The 11671-nt window shown below is 68.3% G+C and carries 9 protein-coding genes; all 9 read left to right on the forward strand.

Translation table 11 applies throughout. From position 1 onward, the window contains the following. The 9 genes from MAA8898_RS24690 to MAA8898_RS24730 all read left to right on the forward strand — a co-directional run bounded on the left by MAA8898_RS24690 (position 1) and on the right by MAA8898_RS24730 (position 11286). Complete coding sequence (locus MAA8898_RS24690; RefSeq protein ID WP_094023684.1) at positions 1-489, forward strand: SRPBCC family protein; 489 nt, start codon at positions 1-3, stop codon at positions 487-489. 182 nt (positions 490-671) lie between these two features. Further along, positions 672-2087, forward strand: coding sequence for a xanthine dehydrogenase small subunit (xdhA, locus tag MAA8898_RS24695; protein WP_094023685.1), 1416 nt, complete (start codon positions 672-674; stop codon positions 2085-2087). Further along, positions 2084-4426: a xanthine dehydrogenase molybdopterin binding subunit gene (gene xdhB / locus MAA8898_RS24700; RefSeq protein WP_094023686.1), complete on the forward strand. Its 2343-nt coding sequence runs from the start codon at positions 2084-2086 to the stop codon at positions 4424-4426. Before xdhA ends, xdhB begins: the two co-directional genes overlap by 4 nt. Continuing rightward, positions 4423-5352, forward strand: coding sequence for a xanthine dehydrogenase accessory protein XdhC (xdhC, locus tag MAA8898_RS24705; protein ID WP_094023687.1), 930 nt, complete (start codon positions 4423-4425; stop codon positions 5350-5352). Before xdhB ends, xdhC begins: the two co-directional genes overlap by 4 nt. Continuing rightward, entirely contained in the window at positions 5319-6842 is a 1524-nt protein-coding gene (locus MAA8898_RS24710) for an ABC transporter ATP-binding protein (protein ID WP_094023688.1), read from the forward strand. Before xdhC ends, MAA8898_RS24710 begins: the two co-directional genes overlap by 34 nt. Positions 6843-6950: 108 nt before the next feature. Next, the gene (locus tag MAA8898_RS24715) at positions 6951-8036 is read left to right on the forward strand and encodes an ABC transporter permease (RefSeq protein WP_094023689.1); all 1086 of its coding nucleotides are present in this window, start codon (positions 6951-6953) and stop codon (positions 8034-8036) included. 94 nt (positions 8037-8130) lie between these two features. After that, positions 8131-9054, forward strand: a complete 924-nt coding sequence (locus MAA8898_RS24720) for an ABC transporter permease (RefSeq protein ID WP_176445317.1) — start codon at positions 8131-8133, stop codon at positions 9052-9054. Between the two features lie 43 nt (positions 9055-9097). Continuing rightward, positions 9098-10177 carry a BMP family ABC transporter substrate-binding protein gene (locus tag MAA8898_RS24725; RefSeq protein ID WP_094023690.1) on the forward strand — a complete coding sequence of 360 codons (1080 nt, stop codon included), beginning with the start codon at positions 9098-9100 and terminating at the stop codon, positions 10175-10177. Positions 10178-10293: 116 nt separating this feature from the next. Next, on the forward strand, positions 10294-11286 hold the full coding sequence (locus tag MAA8898_RS24730) for a COG3904 family protein (RefSeq protein ID WP_094023691.1): 993 nt from the start codon (positions 10294-10296) through the stop codon (positions 11284-11286). Positions 11287-11671 lie beyond the last annotated feature (385 nt).

Genomic DNA, 11671 nt, shown 5'->3' on the forward strand with positions numbered 1-11671 from the left:
GTGACCGATCTCGACCCCACCCTCGACCTGCGCCTCGAACGGCAGTTCGACGCCCCACCCGCCACGCTCTGGCGCTGCTGGACAGAGCCGGAATTGCTGATGCAGTGGTTCTGCCCCAAGCCCTGGCAGGTGACCGAGGCAGTGATCGACCTGCGCCCCGGCGGGCGGTTCTTTACCCGGATGGAAGGCCCCGGCATGGACGGCAGCGACCCGGACATCTGCGCCGCCGACAACGAAGGGTGCTTTCTGGTCGTCGAGCCAGAGCGCCGCCTGGTCTTCACCGACGGGCTGCGCGCCGGCTGGCGTCCCGTCGCCGCGCCCTTCATGACCTCCATCGTCACCTTCGCGCCCCGGGACGGCGGCACCTTCTACACCGCCACCGCCCTGCACACCGATCCGGAGGGCCGTGAACGGCACGAAGCCATGGGGTTCCACGAGGGCTGGAACGCGGCCGCGGACCAACTGGCCGAGCTTGCCGCCACACTCTGACGGCTTTTGCGGCAGGCTATACAGATGCGATGAAGGAACGGGCGATTTCCGCTTGCCTTGGGCCGCCCCCCGCGCCTAGCCTGTAACCCGACGACAGCAACGCGCGCCTTCTACGCCGCATCGAGGGCGCGCACCCCGCAGGACTTGCGGGGCATCAGGGTAAGGCGGCGGGTCACACTCGAATGCATATCACCTTTCTTCTGAACGGAGAGAGCGTGGACCTGACGGACGTCCGCCCCACCGAGACGCTGCTCGACTGGCTGCGCGAACAGCGCGGCCTGACCGGCACCAAGGAAGGCTGCAACGAAGGCGACTGCGGCGCCTGCACCGTGATGGTCAGCGACCGCGATGGCGCCCGCGCGCTCAACGCCTGCATCCTTTTCCTGCCGCAACTGCATGGCAAGGCGGTCCGCACGGTCGAGGGCCTCGCCGCCCCCGACGGCACGCTGCACCCGGTCCAGCAGGCGCTGGTCGACCACCACGGCAGCCAGTGCGGGTTCTGCACCCCCGGCTTTGCCGTCTCGATGGCCACCGCGCACCTGAACGGCGACACCGGACACGCCGACGCGCTGGCCGGCAACCTCTGCCGCTGTACCGGCTACGCCCCGATCCTGCGCGCCGCCCGCGCCGCCGAATCCGCGCCACGCGCCGACTGGATCGCCGCCGACCTGGATTTCTCTTGGCCGGAAATATCCTCGGGGGGGCCCGCAGGGCGGGGGGCAGACAGCCCCCCTGCGGACCTCACCGCCGACGCACCGGAGACCTCCGACGCGCTGGCCGCGCTGTATGCCGCCTACCCGGACGCGACGCTGGTCGCCGGGGCCACCGACGTCGGCCTCTGGGTGACCAAGCAGCTGCGCGACCTGCCCCGGGTCATCTTCCTGAACCGATGCACCGACCTGCAACAGATCGAGGAGACCGAGCACGCCATCCGTATCGGCGCGGGTGTCACCATGGACCGGGTGCTGACGCTGATGAAGGCACATCACCCAAGTTACGCCGAGATGATCCGCCGCTATGGCTCGGCCCAGGTGCGGGCGGCGGCGACGATCGGCGGCAACATCGCCAACGGTTCGCCCATCGGGGACAACCCGCCGCCGCTGATCGCGCTGGACGCCACCCTGCACCTGCGCCACGGCAACGACCGCCGCGACCTGCCATTGGAGGCGTTCTACCTCGCCTACGGCAAGCAGGATCGCGCCCCGGGCGAGTTCGTCGAAGCTGTCACGATCCCGAAACAGCCCGACAGGCTGCGGGTCTACAAGCTGTCGAAACGTTTCGACCAGGACATCTCGGCCGTCTGCGGCGCCTTCAACATCACGGTCGAGGGTCGCACCGTCACGGCCGCGCGCATCGCCTTTGGTGGCATGGCGGGCATCCCCAAGCGTGCCTCCCATGTGGAACAGGCGCTGATCGGACGACCCTGGACCGAAGCCACGGTGGCGGCCGCCGACCCGGCCTGGGCGCAGGATTTCACCCCGCTTGACGACATGCGGGCCAGCGCGACCTACCGGCTGACAGCGGCGCGCAACATGCTGCGCCGCGCGCTGGCCGAGGACGCCGGCCTGCGCACCAGCGTGCTGGAGGTGCGGGCATGAGCGTGCACGACTCCCTCCCGCATGACGCCGCGACGCTGCATGTCACCGGCAAGGCGCGCTATGTCGACGACATCCCGACGCCGGCCAACTGCCTGCACCTGGCCTTTGGCCTGTCGCCCATCGCCGCCGGGCGGCTGACCGCGCTGGACCTGACCGCCGTCCGCGCCGCCCCCGGCGTGCGCGGCGTCTGGACCGCGGCCGATCTGCCCTCGGACTGCGACTGCTCGCCCTCGAACCACGACGAGCCGCTGCTGTCGGACGGCAGCCTGCATTATGTCGGCCAGCCGCTGTTCCTGGTCGCCGCCGACAGCCACCTCGCCGCGCGCCGCGCCGTGACGCTGGCCAAGGTCGAGACCGAGGCCACGACCCCGATCCTGACGGCGGACGAAGCGCTGGAAGCCGACAGCCGCTTTGAGGAAGGCCCCCGCATCTGGGCGCGGGGGGACCTGGAGGCCGCTTTTTCCGGTTCCGATCACGTGATCGAAAGCCGCATCGAGATGGGCGGGCAGGAGCATTTCTACCTCGAAGGGCAGGCCGCGCTGGTGCTGCCGCAGGAGGACGGCGACATGCTGGTCATGTCCTCCACCCAGCACCCGACCGAGATCCAGCACAAGGTCGCCCATGCGCTGGGCCTGAACATGCACAACGTCCGGGTCGAGACGCGGCGCATGGGCGGCGGGTTCGGCGGCAAGGAAAGCCAGGGCAACGCGCTGGCCATTGCCTGCGCGGTGGTGGCGCAGGCCACCGGCCGCCCGGCCAAGATGCGCTATGACCGCGACGACGACATGGTGATCACCGGCAAGCGGCACGACTTCCGCATCGATTACCGTGTCGGCGTGGATGGCTCGGGCGTGATCCGGGGCATCGAGTTCCGGCAATACACCCGCTGCGGCTGGGCGCAGGACCTGTCCTTGCCGGTGGCGGACCGGGCGATGCTGCACGCCGACAACGCCTATTTCCTGCCCGCCGTGCGGATCGAATCGCACAGGTTGAAGACCAACATGCAGAGCGCCACCGCCTTTCGCGGCTTTGGCGGGCCGCAGGGGGTGCTGGGGATCGAGCGGGTGATGGACCACATCGCCCATGTGCTGGGCCGCGATCCGCTGGAGGTGCGGCGGGTCAACTATTACGATCCGGCGGAGGGGGGCTCTGCCCCCCACTTGCCTGCGGCAAGCCCCCCCGGGAGTATTTCCGCAGAGAAGAAGCCCCGGAACGTCACGCCCTACGGACAGCGGGTCGAGGATTTCATCCTGCACGAGATGACCGCGGCGCTGGCCGAGTCCTGCGGTTATGCCGCGCGGCGGGCGGCGGTGACAGACTGGAACGCGGCCAATCCGCTGCTCAAGAGGGGGCTGGCGCTGACGCCGGTGAAGTTCGGCATCTCCTTTACGCTGACGCACCTGAACCAGGCCGGCGCGCTGGTGCATGTCTACCAGGACGGCTCCATCGCGATGAACCACGGCGGCACCGAGATGGGACAGGGGCTGTTCCAGAAAGTGGCGCAGGTGGCGGCGGCCAGTTTCGGCGTGCCACTGTCGGCGGTGCGGATCACCGCGACGGACACCGCCAAGGTGCCCAACACCTCGGCCACCGCAGCCTCGTCCGGGTCGGATCTGAACGGGGCGGCGGTCAAGGTGGCCTGCGACACGATCCGCGCGCGCATGGCCGAGCACCTGGGCCAGATGCACCAGTGCCCTGCCGACGCGGTCCTGTTCGAAGGTGGCCGCGTGCGGGCGGGCACGGCGGAGATGAGCTTTGCCGAGGCGGCGGCCTTTTGTTACGCGGGGCGGGTCAGCCTGTCGTCGACCGGCTTTTACAAGACACCCGGCATCACCTGGGACCGGCTGCGCGGCCATGGGCGGCCGTTCTACTACTTTGCCCATGGCGCGGCCTGCACCGAGGTCATGGTGGACACCCTGACCGGCGAATACCGGATGTTGCGCGCCGACATCCTGCACGATGCGGGCAAGTCGCTGAACCCTGCCCTCGACATCGGCCAGGTGGAAGGCGGGTTCGTGCAGGGCGCGGGCTGGCTGACCACCGAGGAACTGGTCTGGGACGACAAGGGGCGGCTGCGCACCCATGCGCCGTCGACCTACAAGATCCCGGCCTGTTCCGACGCGCCGGAAGTGTTCAACGTCGCGCTCTGGGAGGGGGAGAACCGCGAGGCGACGATCTATCGCTCCAAGGCGGTGGGTGAGCCGCCCTTCATGCTGGGCATCTCTGCCTTTCTGGCGCTGTCTGATGCGGTGGCGGCCTGCGGCCCGGGCTATCCGGCGTTGGATGCGCCCGCCACGCCGGAACGCGTGCTGGCGGCGATCGGGCGGGTGCGGGCATGAGTTTCGACCTCGACGCCCTGCGCCGCGCGGTTGCCGCCCATGGCCGGGTGGCGCGCGTGGTGGTGGCCGAGGTGGCGGGATCCGCCCCGCGCGAGGTGGGAGCGTCAATGCTGGTGTGGGCGGGCGGGCAGAGTGGGACCATCGGCGGCGGCGCGCTGGAGTTCGAGGCAGCCAGGCAGGCGTTCACGCGCAACGGGTTGACCCGGCACCCGCTGGGACCGGAGCTGGGCCAGTGTTGCGGCGGGGCGGTGACGCTGCTGACCGAGCACTACGACGCCAACAACCTGCCCGAGGGCGAGGTGATCGCGCGCGGGCCGGGAGAGATGCCGCTGGCGGTGCGCCGGGTACTGGACCGGGCGCGGGCACGGGGCGAGACGCCGGCGCCGCAGCTGGTGCAGGGCTGGATGGTCGAGCCGGTGTCGCCATCCGCGCTGCCGGTCTGGATCTGGGGCGCGGGGCACGTGGGCCGGGCGCTGGTGTCGGTGCTGTCGCCCCTGCCCGGCCTTGCGCTGACCTGGGTCGACACCGCGCCGGAGCGCTTTCCCGACGAGATCCCCGAGGGCGTCACCGCCCTGCCCGCGCCGCACCCGGAACAGGCCATGGCGCTGGCGCCCCGCATCACCGCGCACCTGGTCCTGACCTACAGCCACGAGTTGGACCTGGCCCTGTGCCACGCGGCACTGCGCCATGGCTTTGCCTTCTGCGGGTTGATCGGGTCGGACACCAAGTGGGCGCGCTTTCGCAGGCGACTGTCGGCGCTGGGCCATGCGAGCGCCCGGATCGACGCCATCTGCTGCCCGATCGGGCAGAAAGACCTGGGCAAGCATCCGCAGGCCATTGCCATCGGCACCGCCGGCCAGATACTCAGACTGCAAAAAGGAATGGACAGGGCGTGGCCGACACACTCCTCAGCCTCAGGGGCCTGACCAAGATCTACCCCGGCGTGATCGCCAATGACGACGTCTCCTTTGACATCGGCAAGGGCGAGATCCATGCCCTGCTGGGCGAAAACGGCGCCGGAAAGTCGACCCTGGTCAAGATGATCTACGGCCTCGTTGCCCCCGACAAGGGGACGATGACGCTGGACGGGGCGCCCTATGCGCCGTCCAAACCCTCGGAGGCGCGGCGGTCGGGCGTTGCCATGGTGTTCCAGCACTTTTCGCTGTTCGACGCGCTGAACGTGGCGGAAAACGTGGCGCTGGGCATGGAAACGCCGCCGCCGTTGTCCGACCTCGCCCGCCAGATCCGCGAGCTGTCAGAGACTTACGGCCTGCCGCTGGATCCGTCGCGCACCGTCGGCACGCTGTCCGCCGGCGAACGTCAAAGGGTCGAGATCATCCGCTGCCTGTTGCAGGATCCGCGCCTGCTGATCATGGACGAGCCGACCTCGGTGCTGACGCCGCAGGAGGTCGACATCCTGTTCGAAACCCTGCGCAGACTGAAGGCCGAGGGCACGTCGATCCTCTACATCTCGCACAAGCTGGAAGAGATCCGCGCGCTCTGCGACACCGCGACGATCCTGCGGCTGGGCAAGAAGGTGGCGACCTGCACGCCGGCCGACACATCGGCACGGCAGCTGGCCGAGATGATGGTGGGCGCCAGTTTTGCCACGCCGCAGGCCAGGGACGGCACCCCGGGCGAGGTGCTGCTGGCGGTCCGCGACCTGAAACTGCCGGCGCCGGGCGCCTTCGGCACGCCGCTGCGCGGGGTCAGCTTCGAGGTGCGGGCGGGCGAGGTGCTGGGCATCGGCGGCGTCGCTGGCAACGGGCAGGACGAACTGCTGGCCGCGCTGTCGGGGGAACGGCACGCTCCGGCAGGCAGCGTCTGGCTGGACGGGCAGGACATCAGCCGCGCGGGGCCGGTGGCGCGGCGCGGGCTGGGCGTGCTGTCGGGGCCGGAGGAACGGCTGGGCCATGCGGCGGCACCCGACATGAGCTTGATCGAGAACGGCGTGCTGACCGCGGCGCGGCGCGAAGGGATGCTGACGCGGGGCTTCATCTCCTGGGGCAAGGCACGGCGTTTTGCCGAGGACGTGATCGGCCTGTTCGACGTGCGCACGCCGGGGCCGGGCACGGCGGCGCGGGCGCTGTCGGGCGGCAACCTGCAGAAATTCGTGGTGGGGCGCGAGATCCTTCAGAACCCGCGCGTCCTGGTGCTGAACCAGCCCACCTGGGGCGTGGACGCGGCGGCGGCGGCCTTCATCCGGCAATCGGTGCTGGACCTCGCGGCCAAGGGCAGCGCCGTGGTGGTGATCAGCCAGGACCTGGACGAGCTGATGGAGATTTCCGACCGCTTCGGCGCGCTGAACGAAGGGCGGCTCTCGCCCACCCGCCCGACGGCAGAGCTGGATATCGAGCAGATCGGCCTGATGATGGGCGGCGCGCATGACATGGAGGTGGCCCATGTCCATCCGTGACGCGATACGGGGCGCAACGGCCGGGCCGGGCGCGCAAAAGTTTTTGAAAACTTTTGCAATTTCCGTGACCGGAAATTGGCCCGCATCGTCCGACAGGGAGGCACGCGGATGATCCGCCTGGAAAAACGCCCCCAGCCGTCGCAGCTCTGGACCGTGCTGACACCGGTCATGGCGGTTCTGCTGACCATGATCATGGGCGGCATCCTCTTCGCCATCCTCGGCGCCAACCCGTTCGAGGCGATCCGGACGATCTTCTGGGATCCGATCTTCAGCGCCCAGTTCGCCAGCTATTCCCGGCCGCAGCTGCTGATCAAGGCCGGGCCGCTGATCCTGATCGCGATCGGCCTCTCGATCGGCTTCCGCGCCGGGATCTGGAACATCGGCGCCGAAGGCCAGTACATCATGGGCGCGATCTGCGGTGCCGCCGCGGGCCTCGCGTTCTACCCCTCCGACAGCGCGCTGATCTTTCCGCTGATGATCGTCGCCGGGGCGCTGGGGGGCTGGGCCTGGGCGATGATCCCGGCCATCCTCAAGACGAAGTACGGCACCAACGAGATCCTCGTCTCGCTGATGCTGGTCTACGTCGCGCAGACCCTGCTCGGCTCGGCCGCCACCGGCCTGCTGCGCAACCCCGAGGGCATGAATTTTCCCGGCTCGCGCAACTTCAAGCAATGGGACGCCGCCCACAATGCCGAGTTGATCGCCGGGACGGGCATGCATTGGGGCGTGGTCTTTGCCTTTGTCGCGGTGATCGGCGCCTATGTGCTGCTCAGCCGCCACATCCTGGGCTTCAACATCCGCCTGACCGGCGAGGCGCCGCGCGCGGCGCGCTTTGCGGGGGTGAACCCGGCGCGCATCATCCTGATCTGCCTCGGCCTGTCGGGGCTGCTGGCCGGGTCGGCCGGGCTGTTCGAGGTGGCCGGCCCCGCCGGGCAGATCTCGATCGACTTCAACTCCGGCTATGGTTTCACCGCGATCATCGTCGCCTTCCTCGGCCGTCTGCACCCGGTGGGCATCCTGCTGGCCGGGTTGCTGATGGCACTGACCTATATTGGCGGCGAGCTGGCGCAGCTGATGTTGGGCCTGCCCGGGGCGTCGATCCAGCTGTTCCAGGGCATGCTGCTGTTCTTCCTGCTGGCGATGGACGTCTTCGTCAACTTCCGCCTGCGCTGGGGCAAGAGGGAGGCCGCATGACCCGCACCCGCCTTCGCAGCTTCTTCTGGCTGCAAATATCCCGGGGAGCGCGAGGGGCTGGCCCCTCGCCCGCCCTTACCGCAGGAGACACGCCATGGACCTGAGTGCGATCAACCCGATCCTGCTGGTGGCCTCCATCATGGTCTCGGCGACGCCGATCCTGCTGGCAGCCATCGGCGAGATGGTGGTGGAAAAGTCCGGCGTGCTGAACCTGGGTGTCGAGGGCATGATGATCACCGGCGCCGTCGTCGGCTTTGCCGTGGCGGTCAACGTCTCCTCCCCCGGGCTCGGCTTTGTCGCTGCCGCATTTGCCGGGGCGGCGCTGTCGCTGGCCTTTGGACTGTTGACGCAATTCCTGCTGTCGAACCAGGTTGCCACGGGGCTGGGTCTGACGCTGGTCGGTCTCGGCCTGTCCAGCCTGATCGGCAAGCCTTACGAAGGCGTGAAAAGCCCCACCCTGCCCAAGCTCGACATCCCCGTGCTGTCGGATCTGCCGGTGGTGGGCCGGATGCTGTTCAGCCATGACATCATGGTCTATTCCAGCCTCGCGCTCGTGGTCGCGGTCTGGGCCTTTCTCAAATACAGCCGCGCCGGGCTGATCCTGCGCGCGGTCGGCGAAAGCCACGACAGCGCTCATGCGCTGGGCTACAAGGTGGTGCGCATCCGCCTGCTGGCCATCCTGTTCGGCGGCGCCTGCGCGGGCCTCGGCGGCGCCTACATCAGCCTTGTCCGCGTGCCGCAATGGACCGAAGGCATGACCGCCGGCGCCGGCTGGATCGCGCTGGCCATCGTCGTCTTTGCCAGCTGGCGCGCCGGCCGCGTCGCCGTGGGTGCCTATCTGTTCGGCGGCGTCACCGTGTTGCAGCTGAACCTTCAGGCTGCCGGCTTGCAAACCGGCGTCGAGTTCCTCTCGATGTCGCCCTATGTCATCACGATCCTCGTGCTCGTGCTGATCTCGGCCCGGGGGGTGCATGGCGCACCGGCCTCGCTGGGCCGCCCGTTCCAGGCCTCGTCCTGAGGCCCGTTTTTCAAGCAATCACAAACACCCAAAGGGAGCCCACATGAACCGCAGAACCCTCCTTGCCAGCGCCGCGCTGGCGCTGACGCTCGGCACATCAGCATTCGCGCAGGACACCACCAAGGCCTGCTTTGTCTACGTCGGCCCGATCGGCGACGGCGGCTGGACCTACCAGCACCACCAAGGCGCGCTGGCCGTCAAGGAAGCCTATGGCGACAAGGTCGAGATCGCCTGGCAGGAAAGCGTCCCCGAAGGCGCCGACGCCGAGCGCGTGCTGACCCAGATGGCGCTGTCCGGCTGCAACATCATCTTCACCACCTCCTTCGGCTACATGGAAGCGACCAACGCCGTCGCGGCCAAGTTCCCGAACGTGAAGTTCGAGCACGCCACCGGCTACAAGCGCGACCATGCCAACGTCTCGACCTATGACGCGCGTTTCTACGAAGGCCGCGCCGTGATCGGCCACATCGCGGGCAAGATGACCAAGACCAACAAGATCGGCTACATCGCCTCGTTCCCGATCCCCGAGGTCATCCAGGGCATCAACAGCTACTACCTGCACGCCAAGAAGGTGAACCCGGACGTCGAATTGGTGGTGACCTGGGCCTACACCTGGTTCGATCCGTCGAAAGAGGCCGACGCCGCCCGCGCGATGATCGACCAGGGCGTCGACGTGATCGCCGCGCACACCGACTCGACCGCGCCGCTGGGCGAGGCCGCCAAGGAAGATGGCAAGGTGGTCGGCTTTGGCCAGGCCTCCGACATGGCCGCCTTCAAGCCCAGCCCGCGCGTCGCCTCGATCATCGACAACTGGGCGCCCTACTACGTCAAGCGCGTCGGCGCGGTGATGGACGGGACCTGGGAACAGCAGGCCAGCTGGGCCGGCATGCCCGAGGGCGAAGTGGTGATCGGCGAGATCACCGAGGCGGTTCCGGCCGAGGTCAAGGCCGAGGCCGAGGCGATGATCGCCGCCATCACGGCGGGCGAGTACCACCCCTTCACCGGCCCGATCAACAAGGCCGACGGTTCGGCCTGGCTGGCTGAGGGTGAAGTGGCAGACGACGGCACGCTGCTGGGCATGAACTTCTTCGTCGAAGGCATCACCGCCGAGATCCCGAACTGAGCCTGACCCGCCGCGACCGGGGCCTTCGGGACCGGTGTGCGGCCATCAGATCCTGGACAGGGCCGCGGTAACGCGGCCCTGTTTGCTCTCACCCCTTCTTTTCAATGCAGGTTTCAATGCTCCGCATTCTCATCGCCATTCTGCTCATCCTGCCCTGTCCCACCACCGTTCGTGCCGCCACGCTCATTACCGGCAAGGACCCGCGCTGTGCGCTGGAGCTGGCCGGCCCGATCGAGGATGGTGACGCCGCACGCCTTGTGGCGCTGATCGAAACCAGCTCGGGCGACACCACGTCGATCTGCCTCGACAGCCCCGGTGGATCGCTGAAAGGCGGTATGGAGCTCTACGATGTCTTCATGGCCTACGGAGTCGCCACCTACCTGCGCGAGGGTGACAGCTGCCTTTCGGCCTGCGCGCTGGCGTTTCTTGGCGGCAGTGAGTGGGGTGACTACCGTTACAATTCCCGGCGCATGGAGCCGGGCGCGCAGCTAGGCTTTGTCGCTCCAATGCCCGCCGCGACGGACCTGCTAGATCCGGCGACAGCCCTCGAGCGGTCCTACGACATCCTGCGCAGGCTGGTGCGGGACCAGCGCATGTCGGGCCTGTCGACGGACTTCCTGACCGATGTCCTGATGGCCCCCTCAGACCAGCCGCACATGGTTGACACCCTGGGACGCGCCGCTCATGCCGGCGTCGATCTGGTCCTGCCGCCCGATGCAGTGCAGGCCAACGACATGGGCCAAGTCTACGCCTGCGCCATGGCGTTCGAGTTGTACAAGGACACCTTTCGCAGTCCCGACAGCGACTTCGAACCGCTGTTCGAGCTTCAGCCCGACGGCGAATTCGCAATGTCGCTGGTCATGTCGCAGGTCACCATTGATGGCGAGGTGCGCGACGTGGTCAGCAGTCGTCATGCCTGGGGCACGCCCTGGCTGACCTCCTCCTGCGCCTTCGGCCCGGCTACCCCCGGAGAGGACTACATCGAGGCGACCCTGTGGACCAACTTCATCGCCGAGGAGTCGAGTTTTGCCAACGCCCTCCGCGTCATGCGGGTGGGCGTTCCGGCCTGGTACCTCATCGCCCCCGACACGGCGCTGTCGGGCCTCTAGGGGCTTCGCAAGTGACCACACCGGGTCTCTGGCACCTCGGCGGCAGGGGAATGGCGGCGGGCACGGCAAGCTGGCGGGCGTAACCGGTTGGATCGAGGCCCGCGTCGCCGCCAGGGGTGAGATCACGCTCGACGACCTGACCGCGGACCTGGCCGAGGTCCATGGCATCGACGTTCACCGCGGCACCGTCTGGCGCGCCCTGCATGGGCTCGGGATGACGCACAAGAAAAGACCTTCAGGCGCTTGAGCAGACGCGCAAAGATGTGGCCGGGCAGCGCCACGTCTGGATCGCAAGGCGCCAACCCTTCATGGCCAACCACCTGGAACGGCTGGCATTTGTCGACGAAACCTCGGTCAAGACCAACATGGCCAAGACCACCGGCCG

The organism is Antarctobacter aquimaris, assembly GCF_900184945.1.
GTDB classification, from domain to species: domain Bacteria; phylum Pseudomonadota; class Alphaproteobacteria; order Rhodobacterales; family Rhodobacteraceae; genus Maliponia; species Maliponia aquimaris.

Coding starts and splice junctions, on each gene's coding strand:
- xdhA (WP_094023685.1), top strand. CDS start 672: ATGCATATCACCTTTCTTCTGAACGGAGAGAGCGTGGACCTGACGGAC.
- MAA8898_RS24720 (WP_176445317.1), top strand. CDS start 8,131: ATGGACCTGAGTGCGATCAACCCGATCCTGCTGGTGGCCTCCATCATG.
- xdhC (WP_094023687.1), top strand. CDS start 4,423: ATGAGTTTCGACCTCGACGCCCTGCGCCGCGCGGTTGCCGCCCATGGC.
- xdhB (WP_094023686.1), top strand. CDS start 2,084: ATGAGCGTGCACGACTCCCTCCCGCATGACGCCGCGACGCTGCATGTC.
- MAA8898_RS24730 (WP_094023691.1), top strand. CDS start 10,294: ATGCTCCGCATTCTCATCGCCATTCTGCTCATCCTGCCCTGTCCCACC.
- MAA8898_RS24725 (WP_094023690.1), top strand. CDS start 9,098: ATGAACCGCAGAACCCTCCTTGCCAGCGCCGCGCTGGCGCTGACGCTC.
- MAA8898_RS24715 (WP_094023689.1), top strand. CDS start 6,951: ATGATCCGCCTGGAAAAACGCCCCCAGCCGTCGCAGCTCTGGACCGTG.